The 23,994-nt window shown below is 67.3% G+C and carries 29 protein-coding genes and 1 tRNA gene; 18 read left to right on the forward strand and 12 right to left on the reverse strand.

Going from position 1 to position 23,994, the window contains the following annotated elements; all coding sequences use genetic code 11:
* Positions 1 to 13: 13 nt before the first annotated feature.
* The 3 genes from ASE67_RS17790 to ASE67_RS12110 are packed head-to-tail and all read right to left on the reverse strand — an operon-like array spanning position 14 to position 1,811.
* Positions 14 to 163 carry a DUF2256 domain-containing protein gene (locus ASE67_RS17790; RefSeq protein WP_082457088.1) on the reverse strand — a complete coding sequence of 50 codons (150 nt, stop codon included), beginning with the start codon at positions 161 to 163 and terminating at the stop codon, positions 14 to 16.
* Complete coding sequence (aroB, locus tag ASE67_RS12105; protein ID WP_055761299.1) at positions 163 to 1,263, reverse strand: 3-dehydroquinate synthase; 1,101 nt, start codon at positions 1,261 to 1,263, stop codon at positions 163 to 165. The genes ASE67_RS17790 and aroB overlap by 1 nt, the downstream gene beginning before the upstream one ends.
* Positions 1,260 to 1,811 carry a shikimate kinase gene (locus ASE67_RS12110; RefSeq protein WP_055761302.1) on the reverse strand — a complete coding sequence of 184 codons (552 nt, stop codon included), beginning with the start codon at positions 1,809 to 1,811 and terminating at the stop codon, positions 1,260 to 1,262. Before ASE67_RS12110 ends, aroB begins: the two co-directional genes overlap by 4 nt.
* 93 nt (positions 1,812 to 1,904) lie before the next feature.
* Between ASE67_RS12110 and ASE67_RS18470 the strand changes: the two genes are divergently transcribed.
* The 4 genes from ASE67_RS18470 to ASE67_RS12125 are packed head-to-tail and all read left to right on the forward strand — an operon-like array spanning position 1,905 to position 5,723.
* A complete protein-coding gene (locus tag ASE67_RS18470) occupies positions 1,905 to 2,042 on the forward strand; it encodes a hypothetical protein (RefSeq protein ID WP_200909265.1) in 138 nt (45 codons plus the stop codon).
* Positions 2,023 to 3,846 (forward strand): hypothetical protein, encoded by a 1,824-nt coding sequence (locus tag ASE67_RS12115; protein WP_055761305.1) that lies wholly within the window; start codon positions 2,023 to 2,025, stop codon positions 3,844 to 3,846. The genes ASE67_RS18470 and ASE67_RS12115 overlap by 20 nt, the downstream gene beginning before the upstream one ends.
* A gap of 10 nt (positions 3,847 to 3,856) precedes the next feature.
* On the forward strand, positions 3,857 to 4,765 hold the full coding sequence (locus tag ASE67_RS12120; RefSeq protein WP_268795368.1) for a tyrosine-type recombinase/integrase: 909 nt from the start codon (positions 3,857 to 3,859) through the stop codon (positions 4,763 to 4,765).
* Positions 4,766 to 4,775: 10 nt separating this feature from the next.
* Positions 4,776 to 5,723: an acetyl-CoA carboxylase carboxyltransferase subunit alpha gene (locus tag ASE67_RS12125; protein WP_055761309.1), complete on the forward strand. Its 948-nt coding sequence runs from the start codon at positions 4,776 to 4,778 to the stop codon at positions 5,721 to 5,723.
* A gap of 95 nt (positions 5,724 to 5,818) precedes the next feature.
* On the opposite strand, the gene ASE67_RS12130 is transcribed toward ASE67_RS12125, so the two are convergent.
* Together ASE67_RS12130 and ASE67_RS12135 are read right to left on the reverse strand one after the other, a co-directional pair.
* Entirely contained in the window at positions 5,819 to 5,986 is a 168-nt protein-coding gene (locus ASE67_RS12130) for a Flp family type IVb pilin (protein WP_055761707.1), read from the reverse strand.
* 129 nt (positions 5,987 to 6,115) lie between these two features.
* Entirely contained in the window at positions 6,116 to 6,307 is a 192-nt protein-coding gene (locus tag ASE67_RS12135; protein WP_055761311.1) for a Flp family type IVb pilin, read from the reverse strand.
* A 102-nt stretch (positions 6,308 to 6,409) separates the two neighbouring features.
* On the opposite strand from ASE67_RS12135, the gene ASE67_RS12140 reads away from it, so the two are divergent.
* Positions 6,410 to 6,778, forward strand: a complete 369-nt coding sequence (locus ASE67_RS12140) for a (deoxy)nucleoside triphosphate pyrophosphohydrolase (RefSeq protein ID WP_055761314.1) — start codon at positions 6,410 to 6,412, stop codon at positions 6,776 to 6,778.
* Here the strand turns inward: ASE67_RS12140 and ASE67_RS12145 are convergent.
* On the reverse strand, positions 6,775 to 7,614 hold the full coding sequence (locus ASE67_RS12145) for a class I SAM-dependent methyltransferase (protein ID WP_055761709.1): 840 nt from the start codon (positions 7,612 to 7,614) through the stop codon (positions 6,775 to 6,777). The two genes, ASE67_RS12140 and ASE67_RS12145, sit on opposite strands and share 4 nt — an antisense overlap.
* 45 nt (positions 7,615 to 7,659) lie before the next feature.
* Between ASE67_RS12145 and ASE67_RS12150 the strand changes: the two genes are divergently transcribed.
* From ASE67_RS12150 to ASE67_RS12165, 4 genes are read left to right on the forward strand one after another with little or no spacing between them, the layout of a single operon-like run.
* Positions 7,660 to 8,391, forward strand: a complete 732-nt coding sequence (locus ASE67_RS12150; RefSeq protein WP_055761318.1) for a ComF family protein — start codon at positions 7,660 to 7,662, stop codon at positions 8,389 to 8,391.
* A 42-nt stretch (positions 8,392 to 8,433) separates the two neighbouring features.
* Entirely contained in the window at positions 8,434 to 8,691 is a 258-nt protein-coding gene (gene grxC / locus ASE67_RS12155; RefSeq protein WP_055761713.1) for a glutaredoxin 3, read from the forward strand.
* The gene (locus ASE67_RS12160) at positions 8,688 to 9,512 is read left to right on the forward strand and encodes a carbon-nitrogen hydrolase family protein (protein WP_055761321.1); all 825 of its coding nucleotides are present in this window, start codon (positions 8,688 to 8,690) and stop codon (positions 9,510 to 9,512) included. The genes grxC and ASE67_RS12160 overlap by 4 nt, the downstream gene beginning before the upstream one ends.
* Complete coding sequence (locus tag ASE67_RS12165) at positions 9,509 to 9,937, forward strand: DUF1178 family protein (protein ID WP_055761324.1); 429 nt, start codon at positions 9,509 to 9,511, stop codon at positions 9,935 to 9,937. Before ASE67_RS12160 ends, ASE67_RS12165 begins: the two co-directional genes overlap by 4 nt.
* Before the next feature lie 119 nt (positions 9,938 to 10,056).
* On the opposite strand, the gene ASE67_RS12170 is transcribed toward ASE67_RS12165, so the two are convergent.
* From ASE67_RS12170 to folE, 3 genes are all read right to left on the reverse strand, one after another.
* Positions 10,057 to 10,133, reverse strand: a tRNA-Arg gene (locus ASE67_RS12170).
* 46 nt (positions 10,134 to 10,179) lie between these two features.
* A complete protein-coding gene (locus tag ASE67_RS12175) occupies positions 10,180 to 10,767 on the reverse strand; it encodes a hypothetical protein (RefSeq protein ID WP_055761326.1) in 588 nt (195 codons plus the stop codon).
* A complete protein-coding gene (gene folE / locus ASE67_RS12180; protein WP_055761329.1) occupies positions 10,764 to 11,387 on the reverse strand; it encodes a GTP cyclohydrolase I FolE in 624 nt (207 codons plus the stop codon). The genes ASE67_RS12175 and folE overlap by 4 nt, the downstream gene beginning before the upstream one ends.
* A 203-nt stretch (positions 11,388 to 11,590) precedes the next feature.
* Here folE and ASE67_RS12185 point away from each other — a divergent pair, with 203 nt between their 5' ends.
* The 4 genes from ASE67_RS12185 (at position 11,591) to ASE67_RS12200 (ending at position 16,076) form a co-directional block, all read left to right on the forward strand.
* Positions 11,591 to 14,254: a TonB-dependent receptor gene (locus tag ASE67_RS12185; protein ID WP_055761332.1), complete on the forward strand. Its 2,664-nt coding sequence runs from the start codon at positions 11,591 to 11,593 to the stop codon at positions 14,252 to 14,254.
* A gap of 159 nt (positions 14,255 to 14,413) precedes the next feature.
* Complete coding sequence (locus ASE67_RS12190) at positions 14,414 to 14,686, forward strand: SWIB/MDM2 domain-containing protein (protein WP_055761337.1); 273 nt, start codon at positions 14,414 to 14,416, stop codon at positions 14,684 to 14,686.
* 215 nt (positions 14,687 to 14,901) lie between these two features.
* Positions 14,902 to 15,348, forward strand: coding sequence for a hypothetical protein (locus ASE67_RS12195; protein ID WP_055761340.1), 447 nt, complete (start codon positions 14,902 to 14,904; stop codon positions 15,346 to 15,348).
* Entirely contained in the window at positions 15,345 to 16,076 is a 732-nt protein-coding gene (locus ASE67_RS12200; RefSeq protein ID WP_055761343.1) for a TorF family putative porin, read from the forward strand. Before ASE67_RS12195 ends, ASE67_RS12200 begins: the two co-directional genes overlap by 4 nt.
* 25 nt (positions 16,077 to 16,101) lie before the next feature.
* On the opposite strand, the gene ASE67_RS12205 is transcribed toward ASE67_RS12200, so the two are convergent.
* Positions 16,102 to 17,877 (reverse strand): cation:proton antiporter domain-containing protein, encoded by a 1,776-nt coding sequence (locus ASE67_RS12205; RefSeq protein WP_055761716.1) that lies wholly within the window; start codon positions 17,875 to 17,877, stop codon positions 16,102 to 16,104.
* A 106-nt stretch (positions 17,878 to 17,983) separates the two neighbouring features.
* Complete coding sequence (locus tag ASE67_RS12210) at positions 17,984 to 19,204, reverse strand: NADP-dependent isocitrate dehydrogenase (protein ID WP_055761346.1); 1,221 nt, start codon at positions 19,202 to 19,204, stop codon at positions 17,984 to 17,986.
* 120 nt (positions 19,205 to 19,324) lie between these two features.
* Between ASE67_RS12210 and ASE67_RS12215 the strand changes: the two genes are divergently transcribed.
* Both ASE67_RS12215 and ASE67_RS12220 read left to right on the forward strand, forming a co-directional pair.
* Positions 19,325 to 20,056, forward strand: a complete 732-nt coding sequence (locus tag ASE67_RS12215) for a phosphatidylserine decarboxylase (RefSeq protein ID WP_055761348.1) — start codon at positions 19,325 to 19,327, stop codon at positions 20,054 to 20,056.
* Complete coding sequence (locus ASE67_RS12220) at positions 20,053 to 20,826, forward strand: CDP-alcohol phosphatidyltransferase family protein (protein ID WP_055761351.1); 774 nt, start codon at positions 20,053 to 20,055, stop codon at positions 20,824 to 20,826. Before ASE67_RS12215 ends, ASE67_RS12220 begins: the two co-directional genes overlap by 4 nt.
* Here ASE67_RS12220 and ASE67_RS12225 read toward each other — a convergent pair.
* Positions 20,789 to 21,013 (reverse strand): hypothetical protein, encoded by a 225-nt coding sequence (locus tag ASE67_RS12225; RefSeq protein WP_055761354.1) that lies wholly within the window; start codon positions 21,011 to 21,013, stop codon positions 20,789 to 20,791. The two genes, ASE67_RS12220 and ASE67_RS12225, sit on opposite strands and share 38 nt — an antisense overlap.
* A 253-nt stretch (positions 21,014 to 21,266) precedes the next feature.
* Between ASE67_RS12225 and rpsB the strand changes: the two genes are divergently transcribed.
* The 3 genes from rpsB (at position 21,267) to pyrH (ending at position 23,979) form a co-directional block, all read left to right on the forward strand.
* Positions 21,267 to 22,058, forward strand: coding sequence for a 30S ribosomal protein S2 (gene rpsB / locus ASE67_RS12230; RefSeq protein WP_055761356.1), 792 nt, complete (start codon positions 21,267 to 21,269; stop codon positions 22,056 to 22,058).
* Positions 22,059 to 22,148: 90 nt separating this feature from the next.
* Positions 22,149 to 23,078, forward strand: a complete 930-nt coding sequence (tsf, locus tag ASE67_RS12235) for a translation elongation factor Ts (protein ID WP_055761358.1) — start codon at positions 22,149 to 22,151, stop codon at positions 23,076 to 23,078.
* Positions 23,079 to 23,256: 178 nt separating this feature from the next.
* Complete coding sequence (gene pyrH, locus ASE67_RS12240) at positions 23,257 to 23,979, forward strand: UMP kinase (RefSeq protein ID WP_055761362.1); 723 nt, start codon at positions 23,257 to 23,259, stop codon at positions 23,977 to 23,979.
* The last annotated feature ends 15 nt before the right edge of the window (positions 23,980 to 23,994 follow it).

A 23,994-nucleotide genomic window follows, 5' to 3' on the forward strand; every position in this document is an offset into this window, starting at 1 on the left:
GCCTGTGATCCGGTTAATCCGCCTTGCCCGTCCGCCGGCAGCGGTCGGAGCAATAGACGACATTATCCCAGTCGCGCGCCCATTTCTTGCGCCAGGCAAAGGGGCGGTCGCAGACCGGGCAGACCTTCGTCGGCAGGTCGCGCTTGGCAACGCCCTGCGGCATCAGCGGGGCTGCCGGTCGAGAAAGGCGGCGACCTGTCCCAGATCGACCGAGCGGTCGAGATAGGTCTGGCCGATGCCGCGTGCGAGCAGGAAGGGGAGCGTGCCGCCCTCGCGCTTCTTGTCGTGGAGCATGTGCCCGACCAGCGTGTCGCCCGAAGCGGTGATGCCGGCGGCGGCAAGGCCGTCGGGCAGGCCGGCGGCGCGCAGATGCGCGGCGACCCGCTCCGCATCCTCGGCGCGGCACAGCCCCTGCTCGGCGCTATAGGCAAAGGCCAGCGCCATGCCGGCCGCGACGCCTTCGCCATGCAGCAGCGATCCGTCGAAGCCGGCTTCGGCCTCCAGCGCGTGGCCAAAGGTGTGGCCGAGGTTCAGCAGCGCGCGGGTGCCGGTCGTCTCGCGTTCGTCGGCGCCGACGATCCGCGCCTTGGCCGATACCGAGCGGGCGATGGCATGGGTGCGGGCCTGCGGATCGCCCAGCAGCAGCGCAGTGCCGTGCGATTCGCACCACGCGAAGAAATCGGGATCGTCGATCAGGCCGTATTTCACGACCTCGGCATAGCCGGCGCGTACTTCGCGTGCGGGCAATGTGTCGAGGGTGGTCGGGTCAATGAGCACCAAAGCGGGCTGGTGGAACGAGCCGACCAGGTTCTTGCCGGCGCGGGTGTTGATCCCGGTCTTGCCGCCGACCGACGAATCGACCTGTGCGAGCAGCGTCGTCGGCACCTGTACGAAGCCGCAGCCGCGTTTCAGGATGGCGGCGGCGAACCCGACCAGATCGCCGATCACCCCGCCGCCGAGCGCGACGATATGGTCGCCGCGCTCCACGCCCAGCGCTAGCAGCGAATCGAGCAGCGATTCGAGCGTCGCCCAGCTTTTCGAACCTTCCCCCGCCGGAATCTCGATCGCCTCGCTGGCGATGCCCGACGCGGTGAGCGAGGCGCGCAGCGTCGCGAGGTGCATGGGCACCTGCGCGTCCGCCACGATCACCATCCGCCGTCCGCGCGCGATCGGCCCCAGATGGTCGCCCGCCCGCGCCAGCACGCCGTCCTCGATCACGATATCGTAGCTGCGGGTGCCGAGGTCGACGGGAATGACGGTCATTGGCCGATGGCTTTCAGGATAGCGGTGACGGTGGCGTCGTGCGGCGCGTGCTGGCTGACGATATGGATCGGCGCAAGAGCGTAGACCGGGTTTCGCACGCGGGCGAGTTCGGTCAGCACCTTTTCCGGATCCTTGCCGCGTAGCAGCGGGCGGGTGTCGCGGCGGCGCACCCGGTCGGCCAGCACCGCGGGCGAGGCGTCGAGCCAGATCGCCAGCGCCTGTCCGAGAATCAGGTTGCGGGTATCGGGCTGCATGAACGCGCCGCCGCCGGTCGCGATGATTTTCGGCGTGCCGTCGATCAGCCGGGCGATGACCCGGCGTTCGCCGTCGCGGAAATGTTCCTCGCCGAACCGTTCGAAGATTTCGGCGATGGTCATGCCGGCGGCATGTTCGATTTCATTGTCGGCATCGACGAAATCGAGCTTCATCCGCTGCGCCAGGCGGCGGCCGACGGTGGATTTGCCGACGCCCATCAGCCCGACCAGCACGATCGGGCGGCCGGTCCAGCGGGGGGCGGGGTGGGGCAGGGAGTCTTGAATTTGCAGCATTGCGGGAGGGGCTATACAGCCGCCCCGCCGATCGGGCAAAAGGCGCGTCGCCGTCTTTTTCCCTGGCCCATCGTATTCGGGACGATCTGATCCATGTCGCGTTCGCTTGTCATTCTTATCGTCGTCGTCGTCGCGCTGGTCGCGGGCATGTTCGTGCTGGCAGGGCGGTCGACCGAGCAGCAGCCGACCCAGATCGAAAAGGCGGTTTCGCTTGAAAACCTCGCCAACTGACCGGTTGCGCATCGGGATCGCTGCCGCCGCGCTGATCGCGGTCGCGGTGCCGGCGATCGGACAGGACGTGCCCGAATCGCTGTTGCCGCCGGGCTTCGGCGATGCACCGGCCCCGGCGCCCACGCCGACCCCGCGTGCGAGCGGCCGGCCGGCCGCGCCCGCTGTACCCGGCACCCCTAATTTCGCGCCGGCCGCGCCGATCGTTCAGCCATTGCCCGGTGTTCCCGGCATTCCGGGGGCCGAGCCGTCGCCGGTGCCGAGTGCCACCGCGACACCGACCCCGATCAGCCCCGAAGCGCTGCGCCAATATGAGCTGCCCGATTATGCGCGGCGCTCGACCGCCAGCATCGGCATCGCCGGACAGGGCGGCGCGTTCGGCGGCAACGCCTTTGGCACGAGCGACGGGCCGTGGCTGCAGCGCATCATGCGCTCGCTCGACGCGCCGGTCGCGTCGCGCTGGGTCTCGATCGCGCTGCGCCGGGCGCTGGTGTCCGACATCGCCACCCCGACGGGCGTCGATGGCGCGGATTTTGCCGCCGAGCGCGCGTGGCTGCTGGTGCGGATGGGCGAAGCCGCCCCGGCGCGCGCACTGGTCCAGTCGGTCGATATCGATAACTATACGCCCAAGCTCTACCAGATCGCGATGCAGGCGATGCTGGCGACCGGCGATCCGGGTGGCCTCTGCCCGCTGAACGCGCCGGCGATGCGGGTGTCGAACGAACGCGGTTGGCGGCTGGCCAACGCCATCTGCCTCGGCCTGTCGGGTGAGGCGGCGCAGGCCGGGCGGATCGTCGATCAGGCGCGGCGACAGGCGCCGGGCGGCGGCGCGATCGACGTCGCGCTGGCCGAGAAGCTGGTCGGCAAGGGCGCGCAGGGCCGCCGGGCCGCGACGATCGAATGGGATGGTATCGACCGGCTGACCGCGTGGCGCTACGGCATGGCTGCCGCCAGCGCGACGCCGGTCCCCGCCGGCCTGTTCGGCGGCGTTGGGCCACAGGTCCGCTACTGGCACGCGACCGCGCCGCAATATGCGCCGAACCTGCGGCTGGCCGATGCCGATCTGGCCGCTGCGCAAGGGGTGGTGTCCAGCGAGGCGCTGGTCGACCTCTATGCCCAGCTGACCACCGACGAGGATGCGACCAGCACGCAGACCGCGCTGGCGAGCGATTTGCGCACCGCCTTTACCGGCAGCGATACCGATCGGCTGGCGATGCTACGCCAGTTCTGGGAACCGGCGATCACCACGCCGCTCGGCTATGCACGGCGCGTGCTGACCGCGCGGGCGGCGGCGATGATCGCGCCGGTCGCCGATCATGCCGGCGATGCCGATCAGCTGATCGCGTCGATGCTGACCGCCGGGCTGGATCTGCCGGCGCTGCGTTGGCGCGGGGTCATTCCGGTGGGCAGCGATGGCTGGGCAATGCTGACCGTCGCCGACCCGATGGGACGATCGGTCGCGGCGGGCGCGGTGTCCGACTATGCCGGGCAGAATGCGCGGAAGGGGCAGTTGCTGTTCGCCGCGCTCGCCGGGCTGGGCCGGCTGCCGCGCGATCAGGTGCAGGGCATGGCGCGCGAGTTGAACGTCGCGGTCGGCGCGCGCAATTCGTGGACCGATGCGATCGACCGGGCCGGCGTGAATGGCGAGGGGGGCACGGTGCTGCTCCTCGCCGCCACCGGCATGCAGACGTCCGACTGGCGCGGCGTGCCGGCAGAGGCGCTGTTCCACATTGTCGCGGCACTGCGCGCGGCGGGGCGTGAGGGTGAGGCGCGGATGATCGCGGCTGAATCGATCGCGCGGTCGTGACGGGTCGGGCGTGACCGCGCCCGGCAGCGACCGGGTATTGATCGACCGCTTTCTGGAAATGATGGCGGCGGAGGCGGGGGCGGCGCGCAACACGCTGTCCGCCTATCGCACCGATTTGTCGCTGGCGTCCGATGCGCTGGGCGGGCGGCTGGCCGGGGCGGATGCGGATGCGATCGGGCGGCTGGCCGATGGCTGGGCCGATCTCGCCAAGTCGACGGTGGCGCGCAAGGCGGCGGCGCTGCGGCGGTTCTTTGCGTTCTTGGCGGAGGAAGGGCTTAGGGCCGACGATCCGGGGGCGGCGCTGCCCCGGCCCGGAACATCGCGCGGGCTGCCCAAGACTCTGTCGAACCGCGATATCGATGCGATGTTTGCCGCGATCGATGCGCGGATCGCGCGGGTGCCGCCCGACCGCAACGACCTGCGGCTCTCCGCGCTGTTCGAGTTGCTCTATGGATCGGGGCTGCGCGCGACCGAACTGGTTTCGCTGCCGCGCGGGAGCATCGTGTCGGATCGGCCGTATATGATCCTGAAGGGGAAGGGCGGGCGCGAGCGGATGGTGCCGCTGTCCGACCGGTCGCGGGCGGCGGTGGCACGCTGGCGGGCGCATGTGCCGGCGGACAGCCCCTGGCTGTTCCCGTCGGGCAAGGGGCATTTGTCGCGGATGCGGCTGTACCAGATCGTGCGCGCGCTGGCCGGGGAAGCGGGGATCGCGCCCGACCGGATCAGCCCGCACGTGCTGCGCCACGCGTTCGCTACGCACCTGTTGGAAGGGGGCGCGGACCTGCGCGCGTTGCAGGCGATGCTGGGCCATGCCGACATCGCGACCACCGAAATCTATACCCATGTCGATGCATCGCGGCTGGTGCAGCTGGTGGGCGAACTCCACCCGCTGATTGACGCCGGGCGGACACGGCCATAGGGCGCGGACCATGGCTACTTTCCTCGATTTCGAAAAACCCATCGCCGAGTTGCAGGCGCGCATCGACGAACTGCGCGACACCGCCGCCGATGGGGAACTGGACATCGCGACCGAGATCGGGCGGTTGCAGACGAAGTCCGACCGGCTGCTTCGCGAAACCTATGCGAAGCTGACCCCGTGGCAGAAGACGCAGGTCGCGCGCCATCCGGAACGGCCGCATTTCAAGCATTATGTCGCGAGCCTAGTCGAGGACTTCATGCCGCTGGGCGGGGACCGTGCCTTTGCCGACGATCAGGCGATCCTGGGCGGGATCGGGCGGTTTCGCGGGCGCAAGGTCATGGTGATCGGCCATGAAAAGGGCGACGATACCGCGACGCGGCTGCGCCACAATTTCGGCATGGGCAAGCCTGAGGGGTATCGCAAGGCGATCCGCCTGATGCAGCTGGCCGATCGGTTCGGCCTGCCGGTGGTAACGCTGGTCGATACGTCGGGCGCGTTTCCCGGCATCCAGGCCGAAGAGCGCGGGCAGGCGGAGGCCATCGCGCGCTCGACCGAGGCGGCGTTGAACCTCGGCGTGCCGATGGTGTCGGCGATCCTGGGCGAAGGGGGTTCGGGCGGCGCGATCGCGCTGGCGGCGGGCAACAAGGTGCTGATGATGGAGCACGCGGTCTATTCGGTGATCTCCCCGGAAGGCTGTGCGTCAATCCTGTGGCGGACGGCGGACAAGGCGCCCGAGGCGGCCGAAGCGATGCGGGTGACGGCGCAGGACCTGAAGTCGCTGGGCGTCATCGACCGGATCGTGGCCGAACCGCTGGGCGCGGCGCATCGCGATCCGGCAGCGGCGATCGCGGCGCTGGGCGATGCGATCGATGGCGAGTTGAACGCGCTGTCGGCGCAGGACGGCGCAGCGCTGCGGCAGTCGCGGCGCAAGAAATTCCTGGCGATGGGGCGCCTGTAACCACTCGCGCTGTCCGGCGACGCTGTTGCGTACGGACAAAAAAAATAGGGTGGTGGGACCCCCGTCCCGCCACCCTATCCTTGGTGCGAAGGGTCTTACGACGCCTTCATGTTGGCAGTGACGTTGCCGAAGGTCAGCTTCAGCTGGTTGCCCAGGCCCTGCATCGCGGCGATCGCGGCGACGGCGATCAGCGCTGCGATCAGGCCGTATTCGATGGCCGTCGCGCCCTTGCTGTTCTTCAGGAAGGTACGGATCTTCTGCATAATCTGCTCCATGGTTCTGCGTGCTTCAATTCCCGGCCGTTCGAAACCAGGTTCCGTTCGGCAAAGCCAAAGTACCGGGAGCGCGGTTGACAAAACTTTAAAGAAATCGTGAGGAAATCATTTTGATGGTTAACCTTGCGGTCCGGTTTGCGTCACATTCAATGTGATGCCATTCCACAGATCGCTGGTAGTCTTGCCCAATGCAGCAATCGCGGCGATCAAGCCGATCACGATCAGGGCGAGGATCATGCCGTATTCGATGGCGGTCCCGCCGCGCTGGTCCCGCCACAGGCTGCGCAGCAGGCGCAGAGATGAACGCATGACGGAAGACTCCCGATGGCTGTAGCGCCGATCCCTATCCCGAACGAGGTTAAGAAAGTGTCGTCCGCCCCGGCCCGCATATTACTGGTAACCGCCGCCGCGATGATCGACGGCGACGGGCGCGTGCTGGTCCAGCAGCGTCCGCCGGGCACGGCGATGGCCGGTCTGTGGGAATTTCCCGGCGGCAAGGTGGAAGCTGGCGAGACGCCCGAGGCGGCGCTGGTCCGCGAACTGGACGAGGAACTGGGGATCGTGGTCGATCACCAGTGCCTGGCGCCGGCCGCCTTTGCCAGCGAGGCGCTGGGCGAGCGGCACCTGTTGCTGCTGCTCTATGCCCTGCGCAAATGGCACGGGATACCGGTCGCGCGGCATGCGACGGCGCTGCAATGGCTGCGGCCGGTGCAGTTGCACGCACTGCCGATGCCGCCCGCCGACCGGCCGCTGATCGGACTGCTCGAAGCGCTGGTCTAGGGCGCGCCCGGCCGACCCAGCGTGTCGGCGAGCGAGGCGGTGGCGCTGCCGCGACGCGCCGGTTGCGGCTGGCTGGGCGCGGGGGCCCAGCCGGTCAGGTAGATGACCTCAAACGCTTCGGCGGTGCGGCCATCGGAATCGGCGCGATCGGCAAAGGCCGAGGCGGCGGCGACCAGCCCGGCGCGGCCGAGCGGGGCCGGCTCCAGCAGGCCGGTCGCGCCCATGCCGCGCAGGTCGTCGACCAGCTTGCCAAGCCCCGCATAGCGCACGGTCAGCGTTTCGGAATCGGCGACGGGCAGCGCGAAGCCGGCGCGCACCAGCAGGTCGCCGGCCGAGCGCAGGTCGATCTGTGGATGAACCCGCGCCGCTGGGCGATCCGCCTCGGCCGCCAGCAGCGACTGGCGCAGCGTCGCGAGCGTGCGCCCCCCGGTGAAGGCGGCGAGGAACAGTCCGTCGGGGCGCAGGCTGCGGCGGATCAGCGTCAGCGCGCCGGGGAGGTCGTTCACGCTGTCGAGCACGCCGACCGACACCACCAGATCGAACGCGCCGTCGGCGAAGGGCAGCCGGTCCTCGTCCCCCTGCACGCCGTGCGCGGCGCGGGCAAAGGCGAAGCCGGGATCGAACCGCGCGATCCGCGCGCCGGGCGGCGGGGTGAAGGCAGCATCGGCGCAGCCAAGGTCCAGGACGTCCGAGAAACTGCGCGTCACCGCCTGCAACCGGTCCTCGATCCCCTCCAGCATATAGCGGTGCAGGAAATCGGCGCGGGCGAAGTCGGACTGGGCGCGGTCGCGGTGCAGGCGGCGGCGGGGGCGGGCAAAGAGATCGGGGGTACTCACGCCGCGCCTTGTGCCGGGCGGCGGGCGCGGCGACAAGGGCACGCGATGCGTCTTGCCCACCTGCCCGCCGCCGCCATCGCGCAACTGGTCGCCCTTGCCATCCCGCCGCGCTGTCCGGGGTGTGGCGTCGTGGTGGAGGCGGATCATCGCTTTTGCGCGGGATGCTGGGCGGGGTTGCGGTTTCTGGGCAACCCGGCCTGTGCCGCGTGCGGCGCGCCGATGGCGGTGGATCAGGGGCCGGGGATGCGCTGTGCCCCCTGCCTGCATCAGCCACCGGTGCATGACGGGGTGCGGGCGGCGGTCGCCTATGGTCCGGTCGCGCGCGATGTGGCGCTGAAGCTGAAATATGGCGGGCGGCTGGCCCTGGCGACGACGATGGCGCGGTTGATGGTCCGGCATCTGGCGGCGGATGCCGATTGCCTGATCCCGGTGCCGCTCCACCGGCGGCGGCTGTGGTCGCGGGGGTATAACCAGTCGGTGCTGATCGCCGCCGCGCTCGGGCGGATGCACGGCGTATCCGTGCTGCGCGACAGCCTGCGCCGGACCCGTCCAACGCCGCCGCTCCGCGGCATGAGCGGACGGGCGCGGGCAACGGCGGTGCGCGGTGCCTTTATCGTCGCCGATCCGGCGGCGGTCGCCGGGCGTTCGGTGGTGCTGATCGATGACGTCCATACCAGCGGCGCAACGGTCGACGCCTGTACCACGGCACTACGCCGGGCAGGCGCGCGGCGGGTCACGGTCCTGTGCTGGGCACGGGTCGTCGGCACGGATGAGTGACGGATGATTGACAAGGGGCCGAAGCGGACACACCTGATGTCCATGGCAAGCATCCTCATCTACACCAAGGCCTTCTGCCCCTATTGCACGCGCGCCAAGCGGCTGCTCGACGGGAAGGGCGCGGCCTATGAAGAGATCGACATCAGCATGGGCGGCCCGAAGCGGCAGGAAATGCTGGCGAAGTCCAATGGCCGTACGACGGTGCCGCAGATCTTCATCGGCGATACTCACGTCGGCGGGTCGGACGATCTGGCGGCGCTGGAGCGCGAGGGCAGGCTGGACGCGCTGCTGACGGCATGAGGCTCGCCCTGCTCCAGATGACCGCCGGCATCGATCCCGATGCCAATGCCGCGGTGCTGGTGGACGCGATCGAACGGGCGGGCGCGGGTGGTGCGGCAATGCTGTTCACGCCCGAAATGTCCGGGCTGATCGATCGCGACCGCGCGCGTGCCGCCGCGTCGATCACGACCGAAGCCGGCGACCGGGTGCTGCGCGCGGTGTGCGCTGCGGCTGCGCGGGCGGGCATCTGGGTCCATCTGGGGTCGCTGGCGATCCGGCGCGACGATGGCCGGTTGGCCAATCGCGGCTATGTGATCGACGGCAACGGCGCGGTCCGCGCGACCTATGACAAGCTGCACCTGTTCGACGTGACGTTGCCCAGCGGCGAAAGCTGGCGTGAGTCGGCCAGCTATGCGCCGGGCGAGCGTGCCTGTGTCGTCGCGACGCCGGCGGGGGCGATGGGGTTGTCGATCTGTTACGATCTGCGCTTTGCCGACCTGTTTCGCGCGATGAGCGATGCGGGCGCGACGATCCTGTCGGTGCCGGCGGCCTTCACCGTGCCGACGGGGCAGGCGCACTGGCACGTCCTGCTACGCGCGCGGGCGATCGAGGCGGGGGCGTTCGTCGTCGCGGCGGCGCAGACCGGGGTTCATGCCGATGGCCGCGCGACCTTTGGCCATTCGTTGGTCATCGATCCATGGGGCAAGGTGCTGCTCGACATGGGCGAGGCGGCGGGGATCGGCATGGTCGAGGTCGACCCGGATCAGGTCGCGGCGGTGCGGGCGCGGGTGCCGGTGCTCGATCATCGTCGCCCGATCCCGCCGGTAGACATCGTCGGATGATCGTGTTCGACCTGCGCTGCGGCAACGCGCATATCTTCGAGGCTTGGTTCGCATCGAGCGATGCCTATGCCGAACAGCGCGAACGGTCGCTGATCCGCTGTCCGATGTGCGACGACGCGCGGATCGACAAGGCAGTGATGGCCCCGAACATCGCGGCCAAGGGCGACCGGCCGGCGGGACCGCCGCCCGAGGCGATGAAGGCTGCGCTGGCGGCATTGGCGAAGGCGCAGCAGGAGGCGTTGTCGGGCAGCGAATGGGTTGGCCGCGCCTTTGCCGATCGCGCGCGGGCGATGCATGTCGGCGATGCCGATCATGCACCGATCCACGGGCAGGCGACCCGCGAGGAGGCAAAGGCGCTGGTCGAGGAAGGCGTGCCGATCGCGCCGCTGCCGCTGCCGATCGTGCCACCGGAGCGGGCGAATTAGCGGCTTTACAGCCAATCTTATCCGTTCGGCTCTCGACAAGCTCGAACCTGCGCTCGAAGCAAACGGATTGGGTCAAGGAAGCGGGCGTGGTGCCGACGCATCCCATTACTTCGCGAAACTGGTGGCCTCGGAGGGACTCGAACCCCCGACGCCCGCTTTAGGAAAGCGGCGCTCTGTCCAGCTGAGCTACGAGGCCACGCGCACGCTGTAGAATGCCCGTGGCCGCGACGCAATCCGGTCGATCAGCTGCCGCATTCCCACCGGCCACCGCGATAGATGCGTTCGCCGCCATCGGGCGTGCGCATCGTCAGCGTGGCGGGCCATTGGCGGGTCGAATCGGCCGCGGGATCGGCATTGGTGGCGGGGCGGTCGACGGTGAAGGCCACCTTGTCGCCGGCAAGGATGCCGCCATTCTGGATCGCCTCGCGACCCGGCGTCGCGGCGGTGATCCGGCGCAGGCGTTTGTCGAACTTGACGAGGCCATCGCCTTGGTCGCGGACCTGCAGCAGCACGGGGCCGCGCGGGACGGTGCGGAACGAACAGCCCGACCCCAGGAGGTCCTTGTCCTTGAAATCGGCATAGACCATCGGCTGCAATTCAGGCGCCGCGTGTGGCTCGGTCGCTTCGGGCAGGCCCTTTGCCGCCGCCGGCTGCGGGGTCGATGCCGGCGCGGCACCGCCGACCGACCCCACCAGGCGGACAGGATCGGCCGCATTGGCGGCGGCGGGGGGCTCGGCGGAGCAGGCGGTCACCGCCGCTGCGGCGAGGAGGCAGGCGATGGTGCGGATCATGGCGTTGCAACGTCCCGCATCGCGCCGCCGTTCCGTCATCCGCGCGCGATCAGCGACAACACTTCCTTGCGACTGCGCTCGTCCTCACGGAAGATGCCCATCATCCGGCTGGTCGTCATGGTGACGCCGGGCGTGCGGACCCCGCGCGACGTCATGCAGCCATGCGTCGCCTCGATCACCACCGCGACGCCGCGCGGGCGCAGGCCGTTCCAGATACAGTCGGCGACCTCGGCAGTCAGCCGTTCCTGCACCTGCAATCGCCGGGCATAGCCGTGGAGGACGCGAGCGAGCTTCGAGATGCCGACGACATGGTCCTTGGGCAGATAGGCGATATGCGCCTTGCCGATGATCGGGGCCATGTGATGTTCGCAGTGCGACTGGAACGGAATGTCGCGCAGCAGCACGATCTCGTCATAGCCGCCCACTTCCTCGAACACGCGGCCCAGATGGTGCGCAGGGTCCTCGGCATAGCCCTGCGTATATTCGCGCCATGCGCGTGCGACGCGCAGCGGCGTGTCGCGCAATCCTTCGCGGGTCGGGTCGTCGCCGGTCCAGCGCAGCAGCGTGCGGATCGCCTCCACCACGTCGTCGGGTACCGGAATCTTGGGCGCGGGGCCCAGCAGTTCGCAGGCGTCGCTGTCGTCGTTCGCGTCACACATGGTATCGTTCCATTCCCGATCTTCGACTCAACAGTGGCAGCGGGGGCGATCCCCTGTGGTGCGGCGACTGTGGCTTCCATACCCGTTCGCCGATGAAAGCGTGCTGTTGATGCAGGTTGCCCGTTGACGCGGGATAGATGCTTCGTCACCAAATGCAACATGCATAGCCGGACCATATCGGCAGCTGAGGAAGAGGGGATGCCATGAAGAAGTTCCACCTGCTGACCGCGACCGCCCTGTCGATGGTCGCCGGCGCCGTCCCGGCATGGGCGCAGACCACGCCGTCCGCGCCCGCCGCTTCGCCTACCGCGCCAGCCGCGCCGGATGACGCTACGGCACAGGGCGACGACGACTGGGGGAACGAGATCATCGTGACCGCCAACCGTCGCGCCGAACCGATTCAGGACGTGCCGATCGCGGTGACGGCGGTGAATGCACAGCTGCTGGACGATGCCGGCGTGCGCGATATTCGCGGCCTCGAACAGCTGGCGCCTTCGCTCCAGACCACGACCGGCCAGTCGTCGGCGACCGCGACTTCGCTGTCGATTCGCGGCGTCGGCACGGCGGGCGACAATCCCGGCTTCGAACCGGCGGTAGGCGTGTTCATCGACGGCGTGTTCCGCTCGCGCGCGGGCATCGCCATCGCCGAGCTGCCCGAGGTCGAGCGCGTCGAGGTGCTGCGCGGGCCGCAGGGCACCCTGTTCGGCCGCAACACCTCGGCCGGTGCGCTGTCGGTGACGACCGCGATGCCGAAATTCGACCTCGGCGGCTATGTCGAGGGTGAATATGGCAATTTCAACGCGTATGAATTGAAGGGCGCGCTGACCGGGCCGGTCAGCGAACAGCTCGCGCTGCGCGTCGACGGCGGATATCGCAAGCGCGACGGCTATATCGAGGACGTCAATTCCGACCGCGCGTTCAACGACATCAACCGCTGGTATGTCCGCGGCCAGGCGCTGTACGACACATCCGCATTCAGCTTCCGTCTGATCGGTGATTACTACAAGACCGACGAGCAATGCTGCGGCGTGGTCAGTGGGACCCGTGGGGCAACGGCGGCGGCGATCCAGGCGATTGCGGCGCAGCAGGGGCGCACCGGCATCTATACCGGCGCGCCGTCGGAGCGGAAAATGGCCGCATCGCCCAACCGCGACTATAAGGAAGCGGTGCGCGACTGGGGCGTGTCGGGCGAGATGAACGCCGATATCGGCGACCTGAAGCTGACCTCGATCAGCGCCTATCGCGACTTCCGCGTGCTGCGGAACCAGGACATCGATTATTCGGGCATCGATCGCGCCTATCGCGAGGGCTACAAATCGTCGCTGCGCGATATCACGCAGGAATTGCGGTTGCAGGGGCAGCTGTTCGACGGGAAGCTCGATTTCCTGGTCGGCGGCTTCTACCTGAACGAACAGCTGAAGCTGCGCGACACGGTGCGGTTGGGCAACGACGCCAATCGCTATGTCGACACGCTGCTGGCCGGGGTGCTCGGCGCGCCGCCGTCGGCGGGCGGTATCGGGCGGCAGGCGCAGTTCTTCGGCAGCTTCAACGTGCCGACCTTTACCCAGCTGGTGACGTCGTTGCGCGGTGGCGCGGCGCTGCCGACCGGCACCGTGCCGCTGTTCGGGCAGTTGCTCTACGCGCAGAGCCCGCAGTTGCAGGCGGCGGCCCCGCCCGGATCGGCGCTGTTCAACTATCTGAACACGCCGCTGACGCCGAACGTCGCGGGACAGGGCAACAATAACGACGATTTCCAGGTCGATACCAACGCCTTTGCGCTGTTCACGCACAACATCATCAATTTCAACGACAAGCTCTCGCTGACGCTGGGCCTGCGCTATAATTACGAGCGCAAGGAGCTGGCGGCGTCGATCAACAGCAATCCGGCGGCGTGCGGGTTCTTCCTCGGCAACGATCCGCGCGCCGTGACCTATCGCAACCTGATCCGCCAGGCGAGCCCGGCGCTGTTCCAGAACCTGTTCCTGCTCAGCTGCAATCCGGCGGTGTCGAGCGAGTTCAACGGCAATTACAGCCACAAACGGTCGGAAAGCCGCCTGACCGGCACCGCGAAGCTCGCCTACAAGCTCACCCCCGACATCCTGACCTATGCAAGCTATGATCGCGGGTTCAAGTCGGGCGGCTATAACCTCGACCAGGCGAGCTTCAACACGACGGTGCTGGGCGGGGACGGTGCGCAGGCGACCGATCTTGAATTCGGGGCGGAGACGGTCGACAGCTACGAACTGGGCTTCAAGACCAGCGTGACGCGTCAATTCTCGTTCAACGCGGCGTTCTTCTATCAGAAATTCAAGGGGCTGCAGTCGCTGATCTTTGCCGGCAACAGCTTCGTCGTGCAGAACGTGCCGAAGTCGACGGCAAAGGGGGTCGAGATTGAATCGCTGATCCAGCCGATCCGCGAGCTGAGCTTCCGCCTGGGCTACACGCTGCTCAACGCGTCCTATGATGCCGGCAATGATTTCACCGGCACGCCGCTGCAGAACCAGAATGGCCGCCAGTTCCTGAACCAGCCGCGCAATGTCGTGACGGTTGCAGCGACGTGGACCCCGCGCCTGACCGACAACCTCAACATGCTGTTCCACGTCGATATGCGGTATAACAGCGACGTATCGATCGTGCGTGACGGGACGGGCCGGACGACGGTCGGCAACGACGGCTATCCGCTCCTCAACGGCAAGATCGGCCTTGCGACCGACGATCGCCGCAAGCAGCTGGAGTTCTTCGTCGAGAATATCACCAACCAATATTACAACATTTCGGGCTTCGCGATCCCGGAACAGACCGGCACCTATGGCGTCTATCCCGCCATGCCGCGTTTCTACGGCGTGCGCGCGCGGTTCGGGTTCTGAGCCGATCGCGGCCGAAAAGCGCGGTCGACGGGGGGATTTCGTGGGATTGACGGTACGTTTCGTCGCAATTCCCCCGCGACAAGCGGTTCGGAACCTTGCATAACCATCGACCTGCCGCGCTGAAGAAGCGCGGTTCGCAGGGGGACTAGGAGGAATATTATGGCCAAGGAAACCACGACGACCGGCGGCGCCCGGGGCGGAATCGCGAAGCCGGTGACGCCGTCGGCCGATCTGGCGAAGATCACCGGATCCGACCCGCTGCCCCGCAGCGAAGTCGTCAGCAAGATGTGGGAATACATCAAGAAGCACGACCTGCAGAATCCGAAGGACAAGCGCGAAATCCTGGCGGACGAAACGCTGGAAAAGCTGTTCGGCAAGAAGTCGTGCTCGATGTTCGAAATGAACAAGCTGCTGAGCGCGCACATGAAGTAACCGACGGGTGCCGGCATCGGCACCGTCCGTTCGCGAAAGCGCCGTCCGGGGGGATGCCTCCGGACGGCGTTTTCGTTTCGTTACAAAGCGTTGCCGCCGCAGATTGCGGAACGCCGCCCCGCCGTGATCGGTTATGTCCGGATCGGACGAACGTCCACACGGTTACCGGCCAATATGGGGCGGGACCGTCCGCAGCGGGATGAAGGAGAGAAGGGATGATGGTCGGAATGGTCGGGCTGTTGCTGGGCGCGGCGATCGCGGCGCCGGACGGCGGTATGGCGCACAGCATGCGCATCGATCATCGCAGCGGCACCGTGCAGTCGGATTACACCGCCGATGTGCGGGTGACCCATCAGCAGGTCGGAACGGTCGGTGCCGGAGGGCGTCCGTCGACGCTGCGCTGCGTGTGGCGCGCTGGACTGGTTGTCGAACGACAGGCGCGGCATGCGTCGGGATCGACGCTGGCGCGGTCCTTCACCCATGATGCGGCGATCGAAGGTAGCCGTCCCGGTTGGTGCAGCGCGCAGAAGGCGGCGATCGCCCAGGAGGTTGCGCGCCGTGACGCGGTGCTGCAGGCGCGGCTAGTGCAGCTGGCGGAGGAAGATCACCCGGTACTGCATGCCGAAATCGACCGGATGCATGGGACGACGCAGGCAGGATGATCGGACGGATCGCATTTGGCGTCGCATCGCTGCTGGTGACGGCAGCGGCGCAGGCGCAATCCTTACCCTCGGTCGGGGTCGAAGCGACCACCGACGAGCGGCGACGCGGGTTGAGCTGGAGCGAGGGGCGGGCGTCGGTGTCTGGCGATGCCGCGCTGACGCTGGGCATGGTCGATCTCGACGCACGGGTCGCGGCGCTGCGCGGATCGGTACGGCACGACGGGGCCGATGCGGTGGCCGATCTGGGCGCGGCGATCGGCGGCGATGTCGGGCCGTTCGCCCTGCGCGGGCGGGCGATCGGCCATGTCTTTGCCGGCGCGGCGCGGGGCATGGACTATGCCGAGTTCGGCGGCGATGCCCGCTATACGCTGGGTCCGGTCGAACTGACTGCCGGGGCGCTCTACGCCCCCCCGCAGCGGGCGATCGGCGGCAGCAACCTGTATCTGTCGGCGCAGGCGGTGGCGGGGTTGCCGATGACGCCGTTCACGCTGATCGGCGGCGTCGGGCGATCGTCGGGCGCGGTGGACGACGCGGCGCGGGCGGATCGGCTGCGGCCCGGTGGGACCTATTTCGATTGGCGGCTGGGGGTCGAGCATGTGACGGGGCCGCTGACGCTGGCGATCGATTATGTGGGGACCGACCTGACCGACGACCGCGCGGTCGCGCCGATTGGCGACCGGCGGCATAGCGGCGACCGTATTCTGGGCCGGGCACGCTTCGCCTTCTAGCGGAGCGACCCGCCGCACGCCGCCGCTATACCGGGTCGTCGATCCGGCGCAGGCGGCGGATGCGGGGTTCGCGCTCCAGATCGGCCTGTTCACGGATCGTCTGGCGCAGTTCGTCACGCTTTTCGTGGATCGATGCGATGACCGGCCCCATCGCAACGCCCAGGTCGACGAGCACCGCTTCCGACAATTGCAGCGAGCTTTCGAGGGTTTCGGGGACCGCGTCGCTGACCCCGGCGGCATAGAGTTCGGCGGCGTGGGTCGCGTCGCGGGCGCGGGCAAGGATGGTGAGGTTCGGCACCCATCCCCGGACGCGCCGGGTCAGGCGCACGGTCAGCACCGGATCGTCCATCGTCAGCACCAGTGCGGACGCCCGGCCAAGGTCGAGCCGGTCGACCAGTTCGGAACGGGAAACGTCGCCGAACAGGATCGGATGCCCCTCCGCACGGGCCGTCGCCACGTTATCGATATCCGAATCGACCGCGATATAGGGCTTGCCATGGGTCTTGAGCATCTCGGCAACCAGGCGCCCGACACGGCCGAAGCCGATGATGACGACGCGCCCCGCCGCGGTGTCGACCGGCGCCTCCTCGGGCGATCCGACGCGGTGTTCGATCCGCCGCGACGCGCGCTTGCCCAGCGTCGCCAGCAGCGGTGTGATGGTCAGCCCGATCGCGGTAACCGTTTGCCAGAAGGCGGCGGTCGAGGGCTGGATCAGCTGTGCCTGCGTCGCGGCGGTCAGCACGATCAGCGTCGTTTCCGAGGGGCTGGACATCAGCAGGCCGGTTTCGGTCGCGGTGCCCGGCCGCACGCCGTTGAACCAGAGCAGGCCACCGGTCACTGCCGCCTTCAGCACCACCACCCCGGCGATCGCGCCCAGCAATTCGGGCCAGTTGTCGACGATGGTCCCGAGGTCGAGGCTCATGCCGACGGTGATCAGGAACACGCCAAGCGCCAGCCCCTTGAACGGGGCGGTGATGACCTCGACCTCGCTGTGATATTCGGTTTCGGCGATCAACAGCCCGGCGAGCAGCGCGCCAACGATCGGCGAGAGGCCGGCGGCGGTGGTGACCAGGCTGGCGACGATCACGACCAGCAGGCTGGCCGACAGGAACAGTTCGGGGCTCTTGGTCCGTGCCGCCTGCGCAAACAGGCGCGGCAGGAACAGGCGACCGGCGGCATAGAGGCCGACGACGCTGAGCGCGCCCCACATCAGCGTATTGGCGAGCCCGGCCCAGCCCTCGTCGGTCGCGGTCGGGGCCAGCGCGCCCAAGGCGAAGATGATCGGGACCAGCGCCAGATCCTCGAACAGCAGCATCGAAAAGGCGGGGCGGCCGACCGGGCCGGTGGTGCCTGCCATCGGCAACACCAGCGCGGTCGAGGACAGCGCGAGCGCGAGGCCCAGCCCGATCGCGCCGGCGGTCGCTTGTCCCAGCACCATCAGGGCGATACCGATCAGCAGCGCCGACCCGAAGAGTTCGGCAGCACCCAGCCCGAACACCTGTCGCCGCATCGCCCATAGCCGCTTGAACGACAGTTCGAGCCCGATCGAAAACAGCAGTAGCACGATGCCGAATTCGGCAAAGGGTTCGATCGAATGGCGGTCGGTGATCGTGATGTGGAACAGCCACGGCGCCCGGTCGACCAATGCGCCCAGGCCGAACGGGCCGACCAGCACCCCGACCAGGATGAACCCGATCACCGGGTTGACGCGAAACCGGGCAAAGGCGGGAATGACGAGGCCCGCGGCCCCTAGGATGACCAGCGAATCGCTGAACGGCGTCGAATCAATCGGCAATGGCATGGGGCCATTGTTGCGGACGCGGCACGGATGCAGCAACCGCTAACGTACCAACGGCGCCCATCCGTTTGGATGGACGCCGCCGGAAACGTGCGGGGAAGCGAGGGGCTTAGCCCTGCGCGCCCATCGCCGATTCGAGGTTGACGCGAACCTGTTCGAAGAACTGTTCGGTGGTCATCCACGGCTGATGCGGGCCGATCAGGATCGCAAGATCCTTGGTCATGTGGCCGGCCTCGACGGTCTCGATGCAGACGCGCTCCAGCGTCTCGGCGAACTTCGTCACGTCGGGCGTGCCGTCGAACTTGCCGCGATACTTCAGGCCGCCGGTCCATGCGAAGATCGACGCGATCGGGTTGGTCGAGGTCGCCTTGCCCTGCTGATGCTGGCGATAGTGGCGGGTGACGGTGCCGTGCGCCGCTTCCGCTTCGATCGTCTTGCCGTCCGGCGACATCAGAACCGAGGTCATGAGGCCGAGCGAACCGAAGCCCTGCGCGACCTGATCCGACTGTACGTCGCCGTCATAGTTCTTGCAGGCCCAGACGAACTCGCCGTGCCACTTGAGCGCCGAGGCAACCATGTCATCGATAAGGCGATGCTGATATTCGATGCCGGCGGTCTGGAACTTGTCCTTGAACTCGGCGGCGAATACTTCCTCGAAGATATCCTTGAAGCGGCCGTCATAGGCCTTCAGGATGGTGTTCTTGGTCGACAGGTACACCGGCCAGCCGCGGCCGAGGCCGTAGTTCATCGACGCGCGAGCGAAATCGCGGATCGATTCGTCGAGGTTGTACATGCCCATGGCGACGCCGGCGGCGGGGAAGTCGAACACTTCCTCCTCGATCACCTGGCCGTCGGTGCCTTCCCACTTCATGGTCAGCTTGCCGGCACCCGGCACCTTGAAATCGGTCGCCTTGTACTGGTCGCCGAACGCATGGCGGCCGACGACGATCGGCTTGGTCCAGCCCGGAATCAGGCGCGGCACGTTCGAGATGACGATTGGTTCACGGAAGACGACGCCGCCCAGGATGTTGCGGATCGTGCCGTTGGGCGAACGCCACATCTTCTTCAGGCCGAATTCCTCGACGCGCTGTTCGTCGGGGGTGATCGTGGCGCACTTTACGCCGACGCCATACTTCTGGATCGCCTTCGCGCTGTCGACGGTGATCTTGTCGTCGGTCTCGTCGCGCTTCTCGATACCCAGGTCGTAGTAGTCGAGATCGATCTCGAGATAGGGCTGGATCAACCGCTCGCGGATCCATGCCCAGATGATGCGGGTCATTTCGTCGCCGTCGATCTCCACGACCGGGGTTTTGACCTTGATCTTCGCCATGCGCCTGTTCTCGATATAGTTGCGGTTGGGCTGGGCCTTACGGGGTCGTTGCCGCGGGATCAACCGCACGGGAGTGCAGGGCGGTTGTCAGCACGACCCGCCTTGGCTACACCACGCTTCATGGCATCGCTCGAAAAGCCCGCGGTCGGCAACACGACCGTCAAGTGGCGCTGGCCCTCGGTTCATCCCGAAGGGCGCAAATACGTCCTTATCGCCGCCGTCGTCACCGCCTTCTTCGCCTTCATGGCGTGGGAGACGCTCGCATGGCCGATGGGGCTGGTCACCTTGTGGGTCGCGTCGTTCTTTCGCGATCCGATCCGCACCACGCCGCAGGGCGAGGGGTTGATCGTCGCACCCGCCGACGGGCTGGTCACGATGATCCAGCGGGTCGAGCTGCCGCCGGAGCTGCGCGGGCCCAACGGTCTGGGCGATCAGCCGCTGGTGCGCGTATCGATCTTCATGTCGGTGTTCGACGTCCACATCAACCGCACCCCGATCGCCGGCACCATCCGGCAGGTCGTTTATATCTCGGGCAAATTCTTCAACGCCGATCTCGACAAGGCGAGCGACGAGAATGAGCGCCAGCATGTCGTGGTCGAGGGGCTGGATGGCCAGCGCGTCGGGTTCACGCAGATCGCGGGTCTTGTCGCGCGCCGGATCGTCGCGTTCGTGAAGCCGGGCGATTTCGTCGCCGCCGGACAGCGGGTCGGCCTGATCCGTTTCGGCAGCCGGGTGGACGTGTATCTGCCCGAGGGCACCGAGCCGCAGGTCGCGCTGGGCCAGCGCAGCGTTGCCGGTGAAACCGTGCTGGGCCGCGCCGGTATCGCCGCCGCCACCGGCATCGCGCAATGACGATGCGTCGTCCGCTTCCCGTGCGGGGCATCCCGCTGCGCGCCGTCGCCCCCAATGCCGTCACCGCATTGGCGCTGTGTTCCGGCCTGACCGGCATTCGTTTCGCGATCGGGGGAGAGTGGGAACGCGCCGTCCTGATGGTCCTGCTCGCCGGTGTGCTCGACGGGTTGGACGGGCGCGTCGCGCGGCTGGTCCGCGGCGAGAGCAAGTTCGGCGCGGAGCTCGATTCCCTGTCCGACGCGATCTCGTTCGGCGTGTCGCCCGCGCTCATCATGTATCTCTGGGCGCTGCTGGCCGAACCGCGGATCGGCTGGATCGTGTCGCTGGTTTATGCGGTGTTTACCGCGCTGCGCCTTGCCCGCTTCAACGCGCGGATCGATGCTGACGATCAGCCGCACAAATCAGCGGGCTTCCTGACCGGCATTCCGGCGCCGGCCGGTGCCGGGCTGGCGATGCTGCCGCTCTATATCTGGATCTGGTCGGGCGAGGAGTTGTTCCGCTCACCCTGGCTCGTGGCGCCATGGGTGGCGTTTGTCGCGTTCCTGATGGTGTCGAGCCTCGCGACCTATAGCTGGTCGTCGCTTAAGCTCCGTCGCAACATCCGGTTCGAAGCGATCGTCGGGGTGGTGATCGTCGCAGCGGCGCTCGTCTCCGCCCCGTGGCAGACGCTGACGGCGGTTTGCGTCGCCTATCTGGCGACGCTCCCGTTCAGCATTCGCAGCTATGCACGAATCAGGCGGCAGCGCGAAGCGGCTGCGCCACGACCGTAATCGGACGCTGACGGATAACGCCGCGCCGCGAAGTCAGATGTACCGGCGGCAGCGGATCGATCGTCCATTCCGGGCCGCGCATCAGCAGGCGGAGGATGCGGTCCTTTGCCGGCAGGACCGTGGCGAAGATCGTAGCGACGGCGATAACGAAGCCGGCGGCGAACAGTGCAGAAACCAACAGGGCCATCTCGAAACTCCCCGATCATGCGATCATGAAATCGCAAGGTCCCTCAACAAGTTATGTGAGGTCTTGTTCCATGATCCGTGTCTGGACCGGTTATGTTCTCATATCGTTCCACCGTCAAGTCTTGATCGTTTCGGTTCGTTACGCTAAAGGCCGCCGCCTCAACCCCACATGGGAAGCGCTCATACCGGTGCCCGGGCCTTTGGCCTGACTAGGGTTCCTGCTTCCCAGAGGATCAACCGGAAGGAATTATCCTATGGCGGCACCCGTCGTCACCATGCAGGCGCTGCTCGAATCGGGCGCGCACTTCGGCCACCAGACCCACCGCTGGAACCCGAAGATGAAGCCGTACATCTTTGGCGATCGTAACGGCGTCCACATCCTCGACCTGTCGCAGACCGTGCCGCTGTTCGCGCGCGCCCTGGAATTCGTGTCGTCGACCGTGGCATCGGGCGGCAAGGTCCTGTTCGTTGGCACCAAGCGCCAGGCGCAGGAGCCGATCGCGGAAGCAGCGCGCAAGTCGGGCCAGCATTTCGTGAACCACCGCTGGCTGGGCGGCATGCTTACCAACTGGAAGACGATCAGCAACTCGATCAAGCGCCTGAAGGCCCTTGAAGAGCAGCTGTCGGGCGACACGCACGGCCTGACGAAGAAGGAAGTGCTGAACCTGACCCGCGAGAAGGACAAGCTCGAGCTTTCGCTTGGCGGTATCCGCGATCTGGGCGGCATTCCCGACATCATGTTCGTGATCGACGCGAACAAGGAAGAGCTGGCGATCAAGGAAGCCAACACGCTGGGTATCCCGGTCGTTGCGATCCTCGATTCGAACGTGTCGCCGGACGGCATCGCGTTCCCGGTTCCGGCGAACGACGACGCAAGCCGTGCGATCCGCCTGTACTGCGAAGCGATCGCGATCGCCGCGACCCGTGGCGGCCAGCAGGCGATGGCCCATTCGGGCCGCGATCTGGGCGCGATGGACGAGCCGCCGGCCGAGGAAGCGCTGACCGCCGAGCCGACCGCGCAGCCGGAAGCCGCTGTCGAAGCGTAAGCTGTCACGGAACTGACGTGCGGGCGGGGCAGGGCGGAACACGCGCTGCCTCGCCCGCAAGCATATCGAACACCAATCAGGAGCCTGATCATGGCAGAAGTTACCGCCGCCGCCGTCAAGGAACTGCGTGAGCGCTCGGGCGCCGGCATGATGGACTGCAAGAAGGCGCTGTCCGAGAACAACGGCGACATGGAAGCCGCCGTCGACTGGCTGCGCACCAAGGGCCTTGCCGCCGTCGCCAAGAAGTCGAGCCGCACCGCGGCCGAAGGTCTGGTCGGCGTTGCCGTCGCCGGCACCAAGGGCGTGGCGATCGAAGTCAACAGCCAGACCGATTTCGTCGCCAAGAACGACCAGTTCCAGAGCTTCGTGCGTGACGTCGTCGCGATCGCCTTGGAAAAGGGTGATGACGTCGAGGCGCTGAAGCGCCAAGCGATGCCGAACGGCGGCACCGTCGAGGACGCGCTGGTCGCCAACATCTCGACCATCGGTGAAAACCAGGTCCTGCGCCGCGCGAAGTCGGTCGAAGTCGCCAAGGGCGCGATCATTCCCTACGTCCACAACTCGGCGGGTCCGGGCCTCGGCAAGATTGGCGTGCTGGTCGCGCTGGAATCGGATGCCGGCGTCGACGTGCTGGAGCCGCTGGGCAAGCAGATCGCGATGCACATCGCCGCTGCCTTCCCGCTGGCGCTGGACGAGAGCGGTCTCGACCAGGACATCCTGGAGCGTGAGCGCCAGATCGCGACCGAAAAGGCCGCCGATTCGGGCAAGCCGGCCGACATCATCGCCAAGATGGTCGAAGGTTCGGTGAAGAAGTTCGCGAAGGAAAACGCGCTGCTGAGCCAGCCGATCGTCATGGACGGCAAGACGCCGGTCGCCGATGTCGTTGCCAAGGCGGCCAAGGACGCCGGCACGACCATCGTGCTGAAGGACTATGTCCGCTTCCAGCTCGGTGAAGGCATCGAGAAGGAAGAAACCGACTTCGCCGCCGAAGTCGCCGCGACGGCCGGCCTGACCAAGTAAGGTCGACCGCCGACAGGCAAAAGGCAGGGGCCGCAAGTGCGATAGGCGCTTGCGGCCCCTGTCGTATCCGGCCGTCATGTCCGGGGCATCCGTCCCTGAGGGGCAATGCCCGCTTGGCTTTGCGGGCGGTCGCGGCTAGGGTCCGGCGCGCTTCTGATAGACCAACTTTGCAGGTTCCATGACCCGTCCTCGCTTCAACCGTATCCTCCTGAAACTGTCCGGCGAAGTGCTGATGGGCTCCGGCCAGTTCGGCATCGATCCCGCGATGTGCGACCGCGTTGCCCGCGAGATCAAGGCCGCACGGGGTGAGGGGCACGAGGTGTGCGTCGTCGTCGGCGGCGGCAATATCTTCCGTGGTGTTGCCGGTGCGGCGCAGGGTTTTGAACGGGCGAGCGCCGATTACATGGGCATGCTCGCGACCGTGATGAACGCGCTCGCCATGCAGAACGCGCTGGAGCAGATCGGTGTCGAGACGCGGGTGCAGTCGGCGATCCCGATGGCATCGGTGTGCGAACCCTATATCCGCCGCCGCGCCGTGCGCCACATGGAGAAGGGCCGCGTCGTGATCTTCGCCGCCGGCACCGGCAGCCCGTTCTTCACCACCGACACCACCGCCGCGCTGCGCGCCGCCGAAATGGGCTGCGAAGCGCTGTTCAAGGGCACCAGCGTCGATGGCGTCTACGATGCCGACCCGAAGAAGGTGCCGACCGCGACCCGCTATGACACGCTGGGCTTCGGCCGCGTGCTGGCCGACGACCTGAAGGTCATGGACGCGTCGGCCGTGGCACTGTGCCGCGACAACAATATCCCGATCGTCGTCTTCAACATCCGTGACGAAGGCAACCTTGCCGCCGTGCTGGCGGGCGAAGGTGTGTCGACGATCGTCCAGAACAACGCTTGATTCAGAAGGAAGTCG

The sequence above is a fragment of the Sphingomonas sp. Leaf23 genome (assembly GCF_001421585.1).
Taxonomy (GTDB): domain Bacteria; phylum Pseudomonadota; class Alphaproteobacteria; order Sphingomonadales; family Sphingomonadaceae; genus Sphingomonas.

Excerpts from the sequence above, each read along its gene's own strand:
- ASE67_RS12140 (WP_055761314.1), top strand. The coding sequence starts at position 6,410 with ATGATCGACGGCGACGGGCGCGTGCTGGTCCAGCAGCGTCCGCCGGGC.
- ASE67_RS12175 (WP_055761326.1), bottom strand. The coding sequence starts at position 10,767 with ATGACGGAACGGCGGCGCGATGCGGGACGTTGCAACGCCATGATCCGC.
- ASE67_RS12135 (WP_055761311.1), bottom strand. The coding sequence starts at position 6,307 with ATGCGTTCATCTCTGCGCCTGCTGCGCAGCCTGTGGCGGGACCAGCGC.
- rpsB (WP_055761356.1), top strand. The coding sequence starts at position 21,267 with ATGGCGGCACCCGTCGTCACCATGCAGGCGCTGCTCGAATCGGGCGCG.
- ASE67_RS12210 (WP_055761346.1), bottom strand. The coding sequence starts at position 19,204 with ATGGCGAAGATCAAGGTCAAAACCCCGGTCGTGGAGATCGACGGCGAC.
- ASE67_RS18470 (WP_200909265.1), top strand. The coding sequence starts at position 1,905 with ATGTCGCGTTCGCTTGTCATTCTTATCGTCGTCGTCGTCGCGCTGGTC.
- ASE67_RS12205 (WP_055761716.1), bottom strand. The coding sequence starts at position 17,877 with ATGCCATTGCCGATTGATTCGACGCCGTTCAGCGATTCGCTGGTCATC.
- grxC (WP_055761713.1), top strand. The coding sequence starts at position 8,434 with ATGGCAAGCATCCTCATCTACACCAAGGCCTTCTGCCCCTATTGCACG.
- tsf (WP_055761358.1), top strand. The coding sequence starts at position 22,149 with ATGGCAGAAGTTACCGCCGCCGCCGTCAAGGAACTGCGTGAGCGCTCG.
- ASE67_RS12125 (WP_055761309.1), top strand. The coding sequence starts at position 4,776 with ATGGCTACTTTCCTCGATTTCGAAAAACCCATCGCCGAGTTGCAGGCG.
- ASE67_RS12160 (WP_055761321.1), top strand. The coding sequence starts at position 8,688 with ATGAGGCTCGCCCTGCTCCAGATGACCGCCGGCATCGATCCCGATGCC.
- ASE67_RS12110 (WP_055761302.1), bottom strand. The coding sequence starts at position 1,811 with ATGCTGCAAATTCAAGACTCCCTGCCCCACCCCGCCCCCCGCTGGACC.
- ASE67_RS12200 (WP_055761343.1), top strand. The coding sequence starts at position 15,345 with ATGATCGGACGGATCGCATTTGGCGTCGCATCGCTGCTGGTGACGGCA.
- ASE67_RS12190 (WP_055761337.1), top strand. The coding sequence starts at position 14,414 with ATGGCCAAGGAAACCACGACGACCGGCGGCGCCCGGGGCGGAATCGCG.
- ASE67_RS12225 (WP_055761354.1), bottom strand. The coding sequence starts at position 21,013 with ATGGCCCTGTTGGTTTCTGCACTGTTCGCCGCCGGCTTCGTTATCGCC.
- ASE67_RS12220 (WP_055761351.1), top strand. The coding sequence starts at position 20,053 with ATGACGATGCGTCGTCCGCTTCCCGTGCGGGGCATCCCGCTGCGCGCC.
- ASE67_RS12185 (WP_055761332.1), top strand. The coding sequence starts at position 11,591 with ATGAAGAAGTTCCACCTGCTGACCGCGACCGCCCTGTCGATGGTCGCC.
- ASE67_RS12150 (WP_055761318.1), top strand. The coding sequence starts at position 7,660 with ATGCGTCTTGCCCACCTGCCCGCCGCCGCCATCGCGCAACTGGTCGCC.
- aroB (WP_055761299.1), bottom strand. The coding sequence starts at position 1,263 with ATGACCGTCATTCCCGTCGACCTCGGCACCCGCAGCTACGATATCGTG.
- ASE67_RS12195 (WP_055761340.1), top strand. The coding sequence starts at position 14,902 with ATGATGGTCGGAATGGTCGGGCTGTTGCTGGGCGCGGCGATCGCGGCG.
- ASE67_RS12165 (WP_055761324.1), top strand. The coding sequence starts at position 9,509 with ATGATCGTGTTCGACCTGCGCTGCGGCAACGCGCATATCTTCGAGGCT.
- folE (WP_055761329.1), bottom strand. The coding sequence starts at position 11,387 with ATGTGTGACGCGAACGACGACAGCGACGCCTGCGAACTGCTGGGCCCC.
- ASE67_RS12215 (WP_055761348.1), top strand. The coding sequence starts at position 19,325 with ATGGCATCGCTCGAAAAGCCCGCGGTCGGCAACACGACCGTCAAGTGG.
- ASE67_RS17790 (WP_082457088.1), bottom strand. The coding sequence starts at position 163 with ATGCCGCAGGGCGTTGCCAAGCGCGACCTGCCGACGAAGGTCTGCCCG.
- pyrH (WP_055761362.1), top strand. The coding sequence starts at position 23,257 with ATGACCCGTCCTCGCTTCAACCGTATCCTCCTGAAACTGTCCGGCGAA.
- ASE67_RS12130 (WP_055761707.1), bottom strand. The coding sequence starts at position 5,986 with ATGCAGAAGATCCGTACCTTCCTGAAGAACAGCAAGGGCGCGACGGCC.